Source organism: Cupriavidus sp. CER-90, assembly GCF_057652055.1.
This window is the reverse complement of record NZ_JBYGYM010000002.1, coordinates 1-16467: the sequence shown is the minus strand read 5'-3', so window position 1 is coordinate 16467 and position 16467 is coordinate 1. Positions and strand designations below refer to the sequence as shown.

Here is a 16467-nt window from a genome sequence, read left to right as displayed (position 1 = left end):
CCGTGAACAACGAAAGCGTCCTGCTGGCCGGCGGCATGACCATGCTGGCCCTCGCGACCAGTGCCTTGGTGGTGGTGCCGTATCTCCAGCTGCACGACATCAAGCCGACCGAAGGGGTGAAGCCCTATACGGCCTCGCAATTGCGGGGGCGCGAGATCTATATCGCCAATGGCTGCATCTATTGCCATTCGCAGCAGCCGCGCGACAGCGCTTTTGCGCCCGATGCCAAGCGCGGATGGGGCCGTGCCGCCGTGGCCGGCGACTACGTCTACGATCGCCCGCACCTGCTGGGCACCATGCGCACCGGCCCGGATCTGCTCAATATCGGCGTGCGGCAGCCCAGTGCGGACTGGCATCTGGGCCATCTGTACCAGCCGCGTGCCTATGTCAGCGGCAGCATCATGCCAAGCTACCCGTACCTGTTCGACGTCAAGGACACGCCCGAGGCGGGCGAGAAGGCGGTGCCTCTGCCACCGGGCTATGCACCCATCGGTAAGGTGGTGGTGCCCACCGCTGCCGCGCTGGACCTCGTGGCCTATCTGCAATCGCTGAAACGTACCGGTGCGGTGCTGCCGGCACCGGCGGGCGCGGCGGCCGGCAAGTCTGGAGGGTGAGATGGCCGATTCCCGGGAAGATCGACACGCCAGCGCTGCGCGCACGCGGGAATATGAAGACCCGCACGAAAACCGCATGCCCATTCCGCGCCTGGTGCTGGCGATGGTGGCGGTACTGGTCGTATGGGGCGCATGGTATATCGCGACGGCACCCATCGACCAGCCTTCCGCGCTGGGCGACCGGCGCACCGTGGCCGATTTGCATGGCCAGCCGGAGACCGCCGGCCATGCGGTGGATGGCGCGGCCCTGTACCAGAGCCGTTGCGTGGCGTGCCACCAGGCCACGGGCCAGGGCCTGCCAGGCGTGTTTCCGCCGCTGGCCGGATCGGACTGGGTGGCCGGCCGCGATGCCAGGCTTGCGCAGATCGTTCTGCACGGGGTGACCGGCAAGCTCACTGTCAACGGCACCGCCTACAACGGCGCCATGCCGGCCTTTGCCGACCAGCTCGGCGACGCGGAAATTGCCGCCGTGCTGACGCATGTGCGCAGCCAGTGGGGCAACGCCGCGCCAGCCGTCACAGCCGAAACGGTGGCTACCGCACGGGCCGATACCGCCGCCATGAAGGCGCCGTTCGATGGCGACGCCGCACTCGGCACGCCGGGCGGCTGACCGCGCGCCGCGCGTGGCGCCATGGGTGGCGCTATGTGCCGTGCTGGGTGTCGGCGCCATGGCGGTCCACGGGCTGACGTATGGGCTGTCGGCGTGGACGCTGGACCAGCGGCGCGATGTCCGCATCGCGCGTCAGACCCTGCATCTGCCAGCTATCGACGTACGCGACCAGAACGGCCAGCGCGTACGGCTTTTTGGGGGGCTGGGCGGTCATGTGACGGCGCCCGGTGTGTATATCGTCGACTTCATCTATACGCGCTGCGCGACCGTATGCCGGGCGCTGGGCACGGAGTTCGAGCAGTTGTCGCGCCAGGCCAAAGCCGAAAGCATGACGGGGCGCATCGGCCTGGTCTCGTTGTCCTTCGACCCGCGCGATACCGCGGCGGATTTGCTCGGCTACGCCATCACCTACCGCGCGCGGGCGCCGGGCTGGCTGGTGTTGGGGCCCGTTGTGCCGGAAGCCATGCGCCAGGTGCTGATGGCGGCCGATGTGATTGCGATCCCTGATGGCCTGGGCGGCTTCGAGCACAACGGCGGCCTGCATGTGGTGGACGCTGCGGGGCGCGTGCTGGCCGTCTATCCGCTGGAAGGATTCCGCGATGCCTATGCTTTTGCACGGGCCCATGTCGAGGGCGCGCGTCCATGAACATCTGCGGGCGGGATATCCGCACCCGCCTGATCATGCTGCTGTGCGTGCTGCCGGCGTTGCCCCCGCTGCGCAGCGCCTTCGAGGCGTCGATGGCGATGCTGATGCTTGGGCTGCTACCCTCGTTGTTTGCGGCCGGATGCCTGGCGCCCAGCCTCGTGGTGCGCCGATGCCGTGTGCGCGCCAGCCGCGCGGTGCGCCCCTACGCGCTTGCGCTTTTGGCGGGTGCGTCGCTGGCATATGGGCTCTGGATGCTGCCGGTTGCCATCGACTTGTCGCGCATGTTGCCGTCGCTGGGTGTGGCACGCGACCTTTCGGTTTTTCTGGCGGGTCTGGCAAGCGTCGCGGCGGTGCGCGTGGCGCCGTGGCCGTTGGTATTGTTTTTTGGCGGCAACATGGTCTGGATGGGACTGACTTTCGGCATGCTGTTCATCGATGCGCAAACGCGGCTCTGTGCCAACTACCTCCTGGGCGACCAGCGGTTGGCCGGCGCGGGATTGGCCGTTTACGCCTTTGGGCTGGGGGTCTGGCTGATGGCATGGGTGGCGCAGCGTGCGCAAGCCTCGGAACGGGAGTCCAACAGGTAAGCGCAGTCAGCTTGAGCGGTGGCTCCTGCCCCGTCAGCAGTCCCTTGATCCATGGACTTCGGCGCGTCGGGTGAAGCATGCAGCGCAGGTGTGCGCCGGACGCCGTAGCGAGTGCGTGTGATAACAATCCAGTCCCCAAGGCTTATTACGAAAAGCTGCCTTTGACGGCTGTTAAGGATGTTGCTCCCCCAATGCTGTCCCGCTTTGCCGGAGAGGGAAGCGCGTCAGGCGCATAGTCACCGCCCTGCGAGCTCCTCCGCCACAAAATCGATAAACACCTTTGCCCGGGCTGGCATGCGTCGTCCGTAGCCATGCAGCAGTTGCAGCGGTACTGGACGCAATGCCGCATCAGGCAACACCACCTTCAGGCGACCGGTGTCTAGATCTTCCTGGACGATGTGGCGCAGCAACTGGGCGATGCCCAGGCCGTTGACGGCCGCCGTGTGCATCGCCTCGCCGCTGTCCGTGTCGAACTCCCCCTCGATCGGTATCCGCGTGCCGTCCGCGAATATGATGGGCATCACTTGTCCGGCCAGGCGGTAGCGCACATGGCGATGCTGCCGGAGATCTTCCACCGAATCAGGCTTACCATGCGTGACGAGGTACGCTGGCGACGCCACTAACGCCAGCGGCAACGTGCTCAATACCATTGCATACAGCCCACTGTCGTTGGCATGCCCGGCGCGCAGGGCAAGGTCGAAGCCTTCGCGGATGAGATCGGCGTGCTGGTCGCTGACCCCAATATCTAGCGACAGTCGAGGATGGCGCGGCATCAGCTTTGCGGTGATTGGCCCCACCAGGGACCGGCTCAGATCGCTGGTCATGCTCACACGCAGTCTGCCGGCTGCGGCCGCCGGCCTGGCCAGCACTTCCGACGCTTCCTCGAGGCCTCGCACCAGCGCTGCCACGCGGCTGTAGTAGGCGTGGCCCTCGTCGGTCAGCGCGAAGGCTCGGGTGGAGCGATGGACCAGTTTCACGCCAAGCCGCGCTTCGAGCCGCGAGATGCTTTTTGATATGGCGGAGGGCGTGGTGCCTAGCAGACGCGCGGCGCCGGTGAACGAGCGGGCCTCTACCGCGCGGACAAAGGCTGACAGGCCATGCAGGCGTTCCATCGACATGGTTGACAATCTGGCACAAGTGAAGCGTCCATTGTAGGGCTTTCAGGGCCAGATGAGCTGCCATAGATTGGCACGCGTATTCAACACGCAATGTCGAGGCACATCATGAGCAAGCTTGAAGGGAAGGTCGCCGTAATCACCGGCGGCAACAGTGGTATCGGTCTGGCGATGGCTAGGCGCTTCGTGCAGGAAGGCGCCGCGGTGATGATCGTCGGCCGGCGGGCCGACGCCGTGGCGGCGGCGGTGGCCGACCTGGGCCCGCGAGCCATGGGCCTGACCGGCGATCTGGCCGATCTGGTGACGCATGACCGCGTGGCGGCGCTGGCGGCGCAGCGGTTCGGCGGCGTGGACATCTATGTCGCCAATGCCGGCATAAATCAGATCACGCCGTCCGATCGGGTCGGTGTCGAGGAATATGACATGCAGTTCGCGACCAATACGCGTGCCATCTTTTTCGGTGTTCAGAAGATCGGCCCTCTGATGCGCGACGGCGGGGCGATCCTACTGGTCAGCTCGATTGCCACGGCCAAGGTGCTGGAGGGGCACGCTGTATATGCCGGCAGCAAAGCCGCCATCGAGGCTTTTGCGCAGAGCTGGGCGTTGGAGTTCAAGGCGCGCGGCATCCGCGTCAATGTGATTAGCCCTGGGCCCGTCGATACGCCGATACTTGGCAAGCTCGGCGTCGCGCCCGCGGAGCGTCCTGCATTCGAGGCCGCCGTGGCGGGAGCCATCCCGCTGGGACGCCTGGGCCGCGCGGAGGAAATTGCGTCGGCCGCACTGCTGCTAGCGAGCGGGGACGGCAGTTTCATCACAGGAGTCAATCTGCGCGTGGATGGCGGCATTGCCCTGAGCTGATCCGGTGCATGCTTGGGCGGTGACCCCCATAGCTAATGTCGCAGGCAGAGCCACTCGGACCCCGTGAATCCTAGCATCCCATCCGGTACTGTTGGTCGCGGATCCCACGGTGCTGCTGACGCAAGGTTTCAACGGCAAGGTGTCCTCGCTGCACGCAAGCTGTATCGGCCTCCGCGACGGACGGGTATGGAGATGAGTGATAGTAGGGCCCACATAAATACGGACTCTCTGCATTCGCCGGCTCTCCGACGGCCACGCGGTATCCCCAACTATGGTGGCCGGACAGCTCATCATCGGCATCACTCTGAAACACCACCATCTGCAGTACCAGACCCCGATACTGCTCTACTTTCGTATGTTGAACGTGTCCATGACGAAGGCCCCCGATAGCAAATGTCCTTGCGAGGCACGCCCACCGTCACATTTGTCGCAGCGTCGATCGCCCCCTTTTATGGCATCGTGCGCGCTGCAACTCAAAGCTGATATCCGACTCTGTCCTACGCCCCACAAGCTGGTCGGAGCCATGAATGGCTGATGAACGCAATAGTGCCGACTGCAGAAACTGAATGTCGAGCGACAGCAAATGGCCGATAGCGGACTACGGTGGGAGTGCCTGCCGCCGAGCCCAGCGGCCACGGCTCTATGTCTCAGATCGGCTGTGGATTCAACCGGTCAACGCAACAGCTTGATGGAGTCGTTCAGCCGGTGTATCGAAGTTTAGTGTCTTGCGCGGGCGTTCATTGAGGCGCCTGGCCACAGCATTGAGCTTGGCTTGGGAGTATGTAGATAGGTCAATGCCTTTGGGGAAGTACTGCCTCAAGAGTCCGTTGGTGTTCTCATTGGAGCCTCGTTGCCATGGATGCTGAGGGTCGCAGAAGTAGACCTGGATATCGGTCGCGACGGTAAAGCGCTTGTGGTCTGCCATCTCTTTACCTCGATCCCAAGTCAACGATTTGTACAGCTCATTTGGCGATTTTCCGGCGTGCTTGATGAGGGCGTTGACGACGGTCTCCGTGTCTTTGCTGGACACCTTTAACAGCATCACAAACCGTGTCTGGCGCTCGACCAAGGTAACGATCTGGCTATTCGCACTGCCGAAGAGTAAGTCGCCTTCCCAATGACCTGGTATCGCTCGATCTTCAACGGTAGCGGGTCGTTCGCTGATGGAGACGGTTTCACGGATTCTTCCGCGCTCGTCGGTCTTGGCAGAATAGAGGCGCGAGTGACGCATGTTTCGGCATCGCCTCAAGTGTTCAAGCAGCTCCTTCTTCAGGGCGCCACGGGCCTGCACATAGAGGCTACGATAGATGGTCTCGTGTGACACCTGGTAGTCCTTGTTGACCGCATATACATGCTTGAGCCAACCTGCAATTTGCTCCGGGGACCACTGCTTCCTCAGTTTGGCTGCCACAACTTGCGCCAGCGTACGATTCCTGACGAGCTTACAGGTCTTTGGACGGTGCGCGCGAGCCCAGGCAAGTTCATCGGCCTGAGTCGCGCGATACCCTTGGTCTGTGCTATTGCGTCGCAACTCTCGGCTAATGGTAGACGGCGCACGCCCGAGCCGAAGCGCGATCGACCTGATCGACAGCCCGGCCACCACGCTGCGAGAGATCTCGTCGCGTTCGGCGAGTGTCAAGGCAAGCCGAGAACGGTGTCTTTGCGCTGGCTGTATGCCGCCAGTTCTTGCAAGGATCCCCTGTATCGAAGAGTGGTACCGATCGAACAACCTGGCGATCTCGTGAAGCGTGTCACCTTTACGCCACCGCTCCCACATTAGTGCCTTCTGAGCCTCGGTGTAGTAGATCCTGCGCCTTTGTTTCATTTGCAACACCTCCACTGCCTACGCAGCGTCTAGTGTTGCATCGACCCATTGAATCCACGATTCGAACTGCGTCAGCTTTTCTCCGAATCTGTCGCGCCGCATCAATGACTTTTTGTCGGTGCAAGGCGATGTCCTTTGGTTCGGTGGGTTGCACCATGCATTTGGCTTCGCCGATTATCACGAGGTCACCAAAAACGGCGACGACATCAATCTCCTCGGCCCGGTCCGGGGATGAAAAAACAAAGGCATCCGGGAGAATCTTCCCGTCACGCAGTAAAGGGGACTCATCAAGCTCGGTTTGGAGCTCCCGCCTGACATGAGATTCAAAGGCAGAGCCGCGTTCTGCCAAATCTGCCCCAAGCTGCCTTAGCCAGATATCAACCAAGCGAGACAGGTTTGGGGATTGAGTCGCTGCCCAGCACCCCGTCACCGCCGTGTCGCTTATCGGAATAAGAGGTTGTGCATACGGTTCGTGATCCTTGTCGCGGAAAACGAAAAAATCAACCATGGCTCGGGCTTGCGCGTAACGAACGCCGATAGCTTCGGAGACAGCCACCGCCAACGCGTCCACCTGCAGAACAGGCACAAAGTCACCAGCCCAACGATGCATATCGGAGCCAGCTGGCGGCATCCTACTGGGATGGGTAAGCTCAATGATATCTGCGATGATAAGACGGGCCTGCATCAGATTGCGCAGGGTGGCGTTGTCTAGCTGAGTGTACGAAGTATCTAGCAAGGCGCCGTAATAAATCTTCTGGGCATGAAACTCCATGCTCAAGGCGATCGTTGCATCGCGATCCGGTGCTCGCGGGCCTCCGATGTGAATTTTTTGCTTACCAAATTGCGTTTCAATACTTCGAACTTCTCGTGGCAGTTTGAGAGCCAGAATCTCGTGGCTTACGCGATTCATCTCGGTTGTAGCGTTCCCCACAAACTGCTGTAGTAAGCTGTCCTGCCGCGCCCGGGAAATTGCATACTTCCGCTTCCACTCTTGGTTGGACAGGGTGAGGTGGTAGGCGCCGTCTTCTTGTTGGACTATCCGGTAGTCGTTCCAGAGCAGCTCGGCCCAAAGATCCTCTATGAAGACGAATGATGTGCCGGCACCCAGCTCGCGTATCACATCTTCCCAGTCTACCCGCTTGTACTTTGCATTCCCCGCTACGCCCTCGGGGCCGCTTAGCAGTGCTCGCACTGAGATGTGAACTCCATCGACAATCCCTTGAATCATTTCGTCCGGGGAGCGTTCGACGCCAAGAATGTCTGGAAGCTTGATTTTGGCGATATCTGATATCAAGAGGGGGGTACTCTGCGAGAAAAAACGAGCGAGCGCGGCATTCGTATGAAGCTTGACTGACAGAAATGCGTCGTGGATTCAATGGGTCGATGCAACACTAGACGCTGCGTAGGCAGTGGAGGTGTTGCAAATGAAACAAAGGCGCAGGATCTACTACACCGAGGCTCAGAAGGCACTAATGTGGGAGCGGTGGCGTAAAGGTGACACGCTTCACGAGATCGCCAGGTTGTTCGATCGGTACCACTCTTCGATACAGGGGATCCTTGCAAGAACTGGCGGCATACAGCCAGCGCAAAGACACCGTTCTCGGCTTGCCTTGACACTCGCCGAACGCGACGAGATCTCTCGCAGCGTGGTGGCCGGGCTGTCGATCAGGTCGATCGCGCTTCGGCTCGGGCGTGCGCCGTCTACCATTAGCCGAGAGTTGCGACGCAATAGCACAGACCAAGGGTATCGCGCGACTCAGGCCGATGAACTTGCCTGGGCTCGCGCGCACCGTCCAAAGACCTGTAAGCTCGTCAGGAATCGTACGCTGGCGCAAGTTGTGGCAGCCAAACTGAGGAAGCAGTGGTCCCCGGAGCAAATTGCAGGTTGGCTCAAGCATGTATATGCGGTCAACAAGGACTACCAGGTGTCACACGAGACCATCTATCGTAGCCTCTATGTGCAGGCCCGTGGCGCCCTGAAGAAGGAGCTGCTTGAACACTTGAGGCGATGCCGAAACATGCGTCACTCGCGCCTCTATTCTGCCAAGACCGACGAGCGCGGAAGAATCCGTGAAACCGTCTCCATCAGCGAACGACCCGCTACCGTTGAAGATCGAGCGATACCAGGTCATTGGGAAGGCGACTTACTCTTCGGCAGTGCGAATAGCCAGATCGTTACCTTGGTCGAGCGCCAGACACGGTTTGTGATGCTGTTAAAGGTGTCCAGCAAAGACACGGAGACCGTCGTCAACGCCCTCATCAAGCACGCCGGAAAATCGCCAAATGAGCTGTACAAATCGTTGACTTGGGATCGAGGTAAAGAGATGGCAGACCACAAGCGCTTTACCGTCGCGACCGATATCCAGGTCTACTTCTGCGACCCTCAGCATCCATGGCAACGAGGCTCCAATGAGAACACCAACGGACTCTTGAGGCAGTACTTCCCCAAAGGCATTGACCTATCTACATACTCCCAAGCCAAGCTCAATGCTGTGGCCAGGCGCCTCAATGAACGCCCGCGCAAGACACTAAACTTCGATACACCGGCTGAACGACTCCATCAAGCTGTTGCGTTGACCGGTTGAATCCACAGTGGTTCGCCGCCGCCACGAGGCTTCGAATCTTCGTCGTATTGTTGATCTCAGAGGAAGGGCTGTGACGAACGTTGCGTCGGATCTTCGCCATCTTGCCGTGGATCAACAGGCCTCCAAGAAAGAGGCTGTCATCTGCTTCGTCTTCGCGCAGGCGTTCATATTGCTCACGCCATCGGCGCTCATCGAATTTTCGGCGCAGAGGGCCCACGACTGTGTCTCTTCTCACGGCGTCAACGAATTTCATTTTTCCTCGAGTCAAAAACGTGACCGACACGACCTGGTCGCTATATGTTGAGTATAAATCCAAGCTGCCCTAAGTTCGGAATTCCAACGCACTTGGTTGGTGCCACTTTTAGCGACGAATGTTGTTACTCGTATGCTCCAAACACAAAAATCCCCTCGGCTACAACTTTTCTGCTGCCAGCCTGTGCTGCCACGCTCCGTCGGACTTCGACCTCGTGACACTCAGCGCCGCGATACAGTTCTTGGGTTTCGCTAGTCAGGTGGTTCGAGATGACGACTGGAATGCCCCTCGCCGCAGTGGCGCGCGCCAAATCTGCAAGCTCCTGCTGGCGTTCTTTCGGGAAGCCTCCCGAGGTGTACTTCGTAAAGGACGGCGCATCGTCCAAGTCGACATACGGCGGGTCACAATAGATGACGTCGCCAGGCATAGCAAGCTTGAACGCGTCCGTGAAGTCGCCTTGCACGATGACCGCTTTGCTTCGCGCCCGCTCGCTGAACGCTCGGATGTTCTCTTCTGGCAGCGCCGGAGCCTGGGCAGCCCGATTCCACGGCACGTTGAAGTTGCCCTTTGCTGAGTACCGCGACAGTCCATTGAAGCCAAACTTATTCAGGTAGAGGAAGTAGGCGGCGCGGACATCGGGAGGCGTGGCTTGATTGAACGCTTCGCGGACATAGAGGTAGATTTTCTCGTTTGCCGCATACTGCGAAAACAACGGTCGTGCCAGTTCGATGATGCGCTCGGGACGTTGGACCATCTGCTTGTACATCCCGATGAGGTCCACGTGCGCGTCAAGTAGCAGGTAGCTCGGAAAATCGGTTCCCAGGAACACGCTTGCGCCGCCAAGGAACGGTTCCACGAGGCGATTTCCGGCGGGTAGCAATTCACGGAGCGTTGGCAGGAGCTGCGTCTTTCCACCCGGCCATTTCAAAATCGGCCCAGTCGAAGCGGGGATATTGATGAGAGAGGGAGCGCCGGCTTGGTCGGCTTGGAATTGAGGATGTTTTTGCATCCTCAGTATAGGTGTGCGGAGTGTTCATGATCGCGCGCACAATGAGGAGGGCAGCCAGGTAGGCAGCAAGGCCGAATCAGCGGAACACCGACATCCAGTCGCTAAGGCGTACTTACATTAAGATCGGTGCGCTTACTCAGGAGCGTGCCTGCTTCAACTCCGTATTTTGAGCAAAGCCCCTTATCGCCATGTGATGGGCTTCCTTTTTTGCTGAAGTCTCGGTTCGGAAACTCTCTGCACGTATCAGACAGACTCTGACACAATGCGAGACACGGAACCCGTAACCTTCGCCTCGGGATATTGACCCATCCCGAGGCCCCTGTAGCCCGCCAGTTCGCTGGCGGGTTATTTTGTCGCTGAGTCGTCTATGAATATCAGAGGGGCTTCCGTCACGGTGCAAATGCCGCTTCCGTTGCTGGATAACAAGCTGGTTCGGCGGGAAAGAGGTGAGCAGCGGGACTGTGCTGCTCGCCTTGGAAAGCGCCGTAGCGGGGTGTGCACAGCGAGTCCATACTAACGGCGCGAGCCGTGTATTACTTGATGTCACCGGTCAAGCATGTACGCGGTTGTGGCGCGCTCGGGTGACCTGCGTCAAATGCAACCGGTTGCATTTCTGAGTGCAAGCAATGGCCGAATGACGCATCTAGGATTCGAGACAACCAGCCGGCCTCGGCGTTTCGCGCCCTACGTTGCGATCTTCTTGACGGGTAGTCTGCTCCCATCGCGGAGCAGGGCAATCCTGTGCCGGTCGGTCGAAGTCACTGACATCTTCCATCTCAACGGTAGGCGGTTGCGAGAAGAAGAGAAAGATTCCGCGAGACACGATGGCGGCTCCCACGATGAGTGCCGTGGTAAGGAGAGCCTGAGCGAGGAGTCGGTTCCAGCGGTTCAATTGGTATCAGTGTATGAGGCTTGTGGAAGCGCTCGAGGCGAGCATAACCACATTGGCTTCGTGCGGCATGTACACTCGTTGCAAAGGGATCACAACATCTTGATGGCGGAGCAACCTGGATGCCTCGCCGGGATAGGCGCTGGATAGGCCGCCTTATCCCTCGTTATCCGAACTAGGTATAATGCTCAAAAAATAGGCAGGCTGTGGGCGTCGTCGCTTAGTATGAGTTACGTCTGCCCCACTTTTGGGTGGCGGTCACCCAGAAGCAATAGCTGGCCTTCTGAGGCGTCGCGATCAGGCGTTCCCCGCCAACTCGTCGGACTCGCTCTGCGATGCCCCCAAGGGCAGGCCCGGGAGTGACGGAACGATTATGTCCTCATCTGCGCGAGCGCCCTCAATCAATGCTGAGGGCAGGTTTTTCCCAGGTTTCACCCCCAACGCACGCAACATCTCAGCTTGCCGAATCGCATTTCCCTTGCCGGTGGCCAGTTTGCTATGAGCCTCGTTATATGCCGCTTGCGCCTGAGTCAGCCTGTCTCCTACTTTTTGCAGATCGCCAACAAATCCACAGAGCTTGTCATACAGCTCGGCACCACGTTTCGCGATTTCCTGGGCATTCCTGCTCTGATATTCCTGGCGCCAAAGGTGAGCGACGGTACGAACGACGAAGAGCAGCGTCGACGGGCTGACAAGCAGCACACTCTTCTGCCAAGCGTCCATGAAAAGTTCGCTGTCGTTGGTGACCGCGGCCATGAATGCAGGCTCGATGGGTATGAACGCCAGAACGAAGTCTAAAGACTGAATCCCGTACAGAACTTCATATCGCTTCTCGGACAGGCCCTTGATGTGGGAACGGACCGAATCAAGATGCTGTCGGAGCGCAACGGCCCGCTCTTCATCAGTTTCCGCCGCGACAAACCTCTCGTAGGCGACCAAGGAGACCTTCGCGTCGACGACAAGCTTCCGATCTTCGGGCAACTCAATGACAACGTCTGGTTGCGCACGACTTCCGTCTTCGCGCACCTGACTATCCTGTACCTTGTACTCTTCGCCCTTCCGAAGCCCAGATGCCTCGAGAACTCGTTCAAGGATAAGTTCGCCCCAGTTACCCTGAGTTTTGGCTTGTCCCTTCAGTGCCGAAGTGAGGTTCTTCGCCTCCTGACTCAGCGTCTGGTTCATGTTGAAGAGCTGCTTCACCTGCTCGGCCAGCGCGGTGCGATCCTTGCCCTCCTGGACATAGACCTCCTCGACCTTCCCCTTGAACTCGGTGAGCTGGGTTTTTAACGGTTCAAGGAGCTGGCCAATCGTGGTCTGGTTCTGTTCGGAGAATCGCTTCGCTTTCTCCTCTAGGATGTCGTTCGCCAGAATCTTGAACTGATTTGAGAGCTGCTCTTTCGCCTCAACTAGAAGCTGGAGCTTCTCAGCTGCGTGCTTCCGTTCGTCGTCCGTGCGGGTGCGCAACTCACTGAGGTCCGTAGACAGGGACACAACCTTGTCGTCGAGCAACGCCTTTGCTGCAAGCGCATCGGATAGCTGAGCGTTCAACCTAGCCGAGATGTCTTGCTCAGCAGAGAGTTGCGCGGCTAGCCGAGAGATCTCACTGCTCGACGCTTCCTTTGCATCAGCACTGGCTTTCTTGGTCGATTCGAGCTCCGCGCGCGCCGCCTCAAGCTGAATTTCGAGATTTGGGACGCGGATTGCAGTTTGTTCGAAAGCCGCCCTAGATTCCTCTGCGTGACGTAGTCCGATTGTCAGTTCGTCGTTCTGGGCTTGCAGCTTGCCGTGCACGCTTCGTTCGTCTGCAAGCTGTGCCGCCAGTTGGGTAGCCTTTTCCATCTGTTGCCCATGCTCCGACGAGAGCTGACGTAAGTCAGCCTCGAGCTCGTCGATGGTGGTCGCTTGCTTGGCAATTCGCGCTTCAAGCGTCGGTACGCGGCTGGCGCGTTCCGATAGCGTCGCGATTTCGTTGGTAGCTTGGTCGAGCGACTTTCGCCACTTTTCGGCGGTGTCGCGGAAGGTGGAGTGCTGTCGCTTCTCTTCATGAAGAGACGTCGATGCCGAGTTCAACTTCTCTGTCAACGAGGCTATCTCGACCTGCATCGAAGCCTTTGCCTCAGCGGCGGCAAGCTGCGACATAGCCGCTGCGCGGCTTCGAGCTGCGAAGTAGCCAAGGACCAGTCCGATGAAAAGAGCCGTGAACGCAGCGCTAAGGATTGCCACCATGTTGTTCATTAGAGTTACTCTCCGTGTCGGCTGGGGCTTAACGTTGGAATCGGGAAAACCTCGCTACAGCGCGGCGATATCTGCGCGCGCTTGGGCCAGGTCGGCTGCCGCATCTAGGACCTTTTTCTGGAGCGAGGCGGCTCTGCTCTGCTGATCCATTCTGTATCGCTTCAACTGTTCCGGTCCTGCACTAAGCGATTTCTCCAGTTGAATCTTCATTGCCATGAATTTGTTCCGCACAGTGGCAATGTCGGCGGGTGTGACCGCCGCGCTAGCGTTGAACCGGAAGCCGAGTTCCTTCTGCTTCCTCCAGTCAACAAGGGCCCGAGTGAGGCTTTCGCCGAAGCCTTTGATATTCTTGATGCGAGATGCCGTGATATCAGCGGCCGTTTCGATGCCGTGCGATGCAAGGGTTGTCGTGCGTCCAGGACCGACCCCAGAGATTCCTGCATCGGAGATGAAGAAGCGCTCCAGATAGCGCTGTTTCTGCCGGAATTCTGCAGTTCTCTTGAGCTCATCCAGGTCTTGCTGCTCCTTGGCGCCGAGCGACTCATAGTCGGCTTTCAAACGAGCGAGATCCGATTTCGCTTTCGCAAAGCCGCCTGGGCCAGTTTCGGCATCCCACTGAGAGGTGATGGAGGTCCAGCGCCGCTCGGCACCGATCAACTGCTGAGCGCGGCGATCGCGCTCGGGACCATAGTTCATCTTACCAAAAATCGCCCAGGCGAGGCCACCCAGCATCAACGCGAAAACGAAGGAAGCCGGCTTCGTGATGGTGGCAAAGATCCCCAGCGCTATGATTATTGTTCTGACGAACAGGGCGCGATTCCGCGCCGATTGGTATTCCGCCGGAAGCGGTCGAGGTACAGCCTTGAAGTTCGACGTTGGCATGGCGAGTGCTGCGGGCGTTGGAATTGCCTCAATCGCTGCCCATACCCGAGCTAGGTGGAAGCTCGAACTACCTGCGTGATGATGAACCTGGGTGTCGATGAAGTACACGACTCCCTTCGCATCCAGCTCACACCAGGGACATTTCTGCAGGGCGGTCGGATAAATATGTACCGAGGATGCACTGCATTTCTTCGTTCCAGCGCGAAGCTGGTCGAGAGCGCTTACCCATTCGGATGCAGTTGGTCGTCCAGCTTTTGAGGCGCCGGTTTCAGTAAAGGCGCGCTCAAACAGGTTCCCGAACGTGGGAGGTACGAGCGCTAGCGTAGCGGACCTAGGAGGCGGTTCCAGACCTCGGGCTATCGAGTCGTGGCCGTATGCAAAGCGGAACGCCTTGATGTCAGCCTCGAGCTGATTGCCGACATCGTTGCGCAGCGGCACACCGGAAAAGGGGTGTCGACCGCCGAACAGCAGATGGAAGACAAGCAGGGCGAGCCCGAAGTTGTCGTGATTCGCGGTGCGTGCAACCTTGTCGAACGCGCTCGTACCTTGAAGCTCAGGTGGCGTGTAGTGTGGGACGCCCACCTCGCAGAGATGCACCTTTCCGTTTGCGTTGATCTGGAACGAGTCGCAGTCGATAAGCGAGACCTTGCTGTCCGTTCCAACGACGACGTTTCCTTGATTGACGTCGCCAATCACATGGCCGTGTGAATGGATTGTGGAGAACGCTGCCGCAGTATTTCGTGCAACGAACACCAGGAAATCCCATGCGGCTCGAGGATATTCCTGCTTGCGGTGAGCAGGGGAGTACAGCATGTGAATCGGCTGACGATTCACAACCTTGTCCATCAAGAAGCCGTTTATCGCACCGTTCCTCTGTGAATGCAGAGTTTCCTGGGGCCATGCCGCATATCCGAGAATCGACTTGTCGACGGCCGAGACCATGTGTGCGAGCTTGGACTGCCTGCCGGCACTCAGCGCGCTGTGATAGACCTTGGCAACCAGGCCAGGGCGGCCCTCCACGTCGAAAACGGATCCCTCTCCACCGCGCCCGATCTCACGTCCCAGGCGGATGGAGTTGCCCTTGGCATCAAACAACGTCTTAGTCATTGCTGCTACTGCTTGGCTGCTACAAGAACCAGTGTCTTGTCGTCATCTGTCCGCTCGTTTACGGCCGGGCTGCCCAAGAAGTCTCGCAAGGGGGTGTCCAAGTCCGCCACCTTTTCCATCGGCATCTTGTCCATCGTCCCGAAAAACGGGGCGAAGAAGGGTGCATGGGGCTCGTTCACTTCCAGATTCAATGCGAGTCGTTGTATGCCATCACTGAAAGCTGCGGCGTATTTGAGGCTGCCAGGCAGAATCTTCACGGCGAGATGATCGAGGGCATCCATGTCGGTGACGAAATAGGTCTGATTAGCGTATTCGCCGGACATCGGCTCTACCGCTAGGGTTAGCCCTTCGCCGATGTCGACGACAATCCCGCCGTCGCCGATCTGGAACAGCACAGTGGTTGCACCGCTGGATACGAGACCCAGGAACGTACAGGCATAGTCACGTGCAACGTTCCCCTCGGCATTCGCATCGGCATAGAGTCGCTCGCGAACGGCGATGACGCAATTGGTCGCGAACTCTTCATTCAAGCAGTACTCGACCTGCTGAATTTGCTTCAGAACTGCTGCCGCCGCAGTCTCGATGGCGCGTTCAGCTCCACTGCCGCCGTGGGCAGCGCTCCCTGCGCCATCGGCTACCAGAGCGACTAGGACCGGTCGTCCGTGGAAGTCGCTTTCGACATTCGCGTAACAGCTGTCCTCACAAGGAGTGCCAGCCGCTATGTGAGACGTTCCGATGACGGATGCGGAAACGGTTGCCCAGGTCACACCGAAGCCCAGCCGGAAGGAGAGTCAAGTTTGACTTCCGTACCCGGTGTCGACTGGGAAACGGAGCGCATGGAGCTGGAGAGCCACGTAAAGAGCTCGCGAAATTTCATCCCTTGAAGAGACAGCGGCTCGCGAACGCTGATCTGACGAAGAACGTCCATGTTCGCACCCTTTACGCCAACGGCGAAGAAGGCGAAATTCTTCGATGCTTCGCCTTCCCGAATCTGGGCCGCTGCAGATTGCCACTCGTCGGTCGGGCCGCCATCGGTAATCAGCCAAATCCAGGGGCGATAGTAGGCGATGCCATTGCGGCGGTACTCCGCCTTCCGCTCGTTGACCATAGCGATGCCCTGGCGGATCGCTTCGCCCATCGGGGTGTCACCCTGGGACGTCAGGGTCGGAGGGTAGAACGAAGCCGCCGTCTGGAAGTGTGTTTCGGTGCGGACCGGGCCGAAGGTGATGATGCCAACTTCGACACGCTTCAT

At 59.3% G+C, this 16467-nt stretch carries 14 protein-coding genes; 6 read left to right on the top strand and 8 right to left on the bottom strand.

The features are described from left to right. Positions 1 to 2: 2 nt before the first annotated feature. Genes AC24R4_RS10520 through AC24R4_RS10505 form a run of 4 tightly spaced genes read left to right on the top strand, consistent with a single transcriptional unit; the run spans position 3 to position 2457 of the window. Positions 3 to 614, top strand: a complete 612-nt coding sequence (locus AC24R4_RS10520; protein WP_487523022.1) for a cbb3-type cytochrome c oxidase subunit II — start codon at positions 3 to 5, stop codon at positions 612 to 614. Between the two features lies 1 nt (position 615). Then, positions 616 to 1224 (top strand): c-type cytochrome, encoded by a 609-nt coding sequence (locus AC24R4_RS10515; RefSeq protein ID WP_487523021.1) that lies wholly within the window; start codon positions 616 to 618, stop codon positions 1222 to 1224. Next, the gene (locus AC24R4_RS10510; protein WP_487523019.1) at positions 1190 to 1870 is read left to right on the top strand and encodes an SCO family protein; all 681 of its coding nucleotides are present in this window, start codon (positions 1190 to 1192) and stop codon (positions 1868 to 1870) included. Before AC24R4_RS10515 ends, AC24R4_RS10510 begins: the two co-directional genes overlap by 35 nt. Continuing rightward, the gene (locus tag AC24R4_RS10505) at positions 1867 to 2457 is read left to right on the top strand and encodes a hypothetical protein (protein WP_487523018.1); all 591 of its coding nucleotides are present in this window, start codon (positions 1867 to 1869) and stop codon (positions 2455 to 2457) included. Before AC24R4_RS10510 ends, AC24R4_RS10505 begins: the two co-directional genes overlap by 4 nt. Positions 2458 to 2693: 236 nt before the next feature. Here the strand turns inward: AC24R4_RS10505 and AC24R4_RS10500 are convergent, their stop codons facing one another. Further along, positions 2694 to 3575 carry a LysR family transcriptional regulator gene (locus tag AC24R4_RS10500; protein WP_487523017.1) on the bottom strand — a complete coding sequence of 294 codons (882 nt, stop codon included), beginning with the start codon at positions 3573 to 3575 and terminating at the stop codon, positions 2694 to 2696. 105 nt (positions 3576 to 3680) lie between these two features. Here AC24R4_RS10500 and AC24R4_RS10495 point away from each other — a divergent pair, with 105 nt between their 5' ends. Continuing rightward, on the top strand, positions 3681 to 4430 hold the full coding sequence (locus tag AC24R4_RS10495) for an SDR family NAD(P)-dependent oxidoreductase (RefSeq protein WP_487523016.1): 750 nt from the start codon (positions 3681 to 3683) through the stop codon (positions 4428 to 4430). Positions 4431 to 5094: 664 nt separating this feature from the next. On the opposite strand, the gene AC24R4_RS10490 is transcribed toward AC24R4_RS10495, so the two are convergent. After that, complete coding sequence (locus AC24R4_RS10490; RefSeq protein ID WP_487523014.1) at positions 5095 to 6255, bottom strand: IS30 family transposase; 1161 nt, start codon at positions 6253 to 6255, stop codon at positions 5095 to 5097. After that, a complete protein-coding gene (locus AC24R4_RS10485) occupies positions 6188 to 7549 on the bottom strand; it encodes a hypothetical protein (RefSeq protein ID WP_487523015.1) in 1362 nt (453 codons plus the stop codon). The genes AC24R4_RS10490 and AC24R4_RS10485 overlap by 68 nt, the downstream gene beginning before the upstream one ends. Before the next feature lie 130 nt (positions 7550 to 7679). On the opposite strand from AC24R4_RS10485, the gene AC24R4_RS10480 reads away from it, so the two are divergent. Further along, the gene (locus tag AC24R4_RS10480) at positions 7680 to 8840 is read left to right on the top strand and encodes an IS30 family transposase (protein ID WP_487523014.1); all 1161 of its coding nucleotides are present in this window, start codon (positions 7680 to 7682) and stop codon (positions 8838 to 8840) included. A gap of 377 nt (positions 8841 to 9217) precedes the next feature. On the opposite strand, the gene AC24R4_RS10475 is transcribed toward AC24R4_RS10480, so the two are convergent. The 5 genes from AC24R4_RS10475 to AC24R4_RS10455 all read right to left on the bottom strand — a co-directional run. After that, a complete protein-coding gene (locus AC24R4_RS10475) occupies positions 9218 to 10021 on the bottom strand; it encodes a DNA adenine methylase (protein WP_487523948.1) in 804 nt (267 codons plus the stop codon). A 1267-nt stretch (positions 10022 to 11288) separates the two neighbouring features. After that, entirely contained in the window at positions 11289 to 13226 is a 1938-nt protein-coding gene (locus tag AC24R4_RS10470; RefSeq protein WP_487523013.1) for a DNA recombination protein RmuC, read from the bottom strand. Between the two features lie 54 nt (positions 13227 to 13280). Continuing rightward, entirely contained in the window at positions 13281 to 15215 is a 1935-nt protein-coding gene (locus AC24R4_RS10465; protein WP_487523012.1) for a helix-hairpin-helix domain-containing protein, read from the bottom strand. Positions 15216 to 15220: 5 nt separating this feature from the next. Continuing rightward, on the bottom strand, positions 15221 to 15982 hold the full coding sequence (locus tag AC24R4_RS10460) for a PP2C family serine/threonine-protein phosphatase (protein ID WP_487523011.1): 762 nt from the start codon (positions 15980 to 15982) through the stop codon (positions 15221 to 15223). Next, positions 15979 to 16467: vWA domain-containing protein (locus tag AC24R4_RS10455; RefSeq protein WP_487523010.1), on the bottom strand; the 489-nt coding region annotated here is incomplete at its 5' end. The genes AC24R4_RS10455 and AC24R4_RS10460, both read right to left, overlap by 4 nt.

Coding starts and splice junctions, on each gene's coding strand:
- AC24R4_RS10515 (WP_487523021.1), top strand. CDS start 616: ATGGCCGATTCCCGGGAAGATCGACACGCCAGCGCTGCGCGCACGCGG.
- AC24R4_RS10510 (WP_487523019.1), top strand. CDS start 1,190: ATGGCGACGCCGCACTCGGCACGCCGGGCGGCTGACCGCGCGCCGCGC.
- AC24R4_RS10505 (WP_487523018.1), top strand. CDS start 1,867: ATGAACATCTGCGGGCGGGATATCCGCACCCGCCTGATCATGCTGCTG.
- AC24R4_RS10500 (WP_487523017.1), bottom strand. CDS start 3,575: ATGTCGATGGAACGCCTGCATGGCCTGTCAGCCTTTGTCCGCGCGGTA.
- AC24R4_RS10495 (WP_487523016.1), top strand. CDS start 3,681: ATGAGCAAGCTTGAAGGGAAGGTCGCCGTAATCACCGGCGGCAACAGT.
- AC24R4_RS10490 (WP_487523014.1), bottom strand. CDS start 6,255: ATGAAACAAAGGCGCAGGATCTACTACACCGAGGCTCAGAAGGCACTA.
- AC24R4_RS10480 (WP_487523014.1), top strand. CDS start 7,680: ATGAAACAAAGGCGCAGGATCTACTACACCGAGGCTCAGAAGGCACTA.
- AC24R4_RS10470 (WP_487523013.1), bottom strand. CDS start 13,226: ATGAACAACATGGTGGCAATCCTTAGCGCTGCGTTCACGGCTCTTTTC.
- AC24R4_RS10465 (WP_487523012.1), bottom strand. CDS start 15,215: ATGACTAAGACGTTGTTTGATGCCAAGGGCAACTCCATCCGCCTGGGA.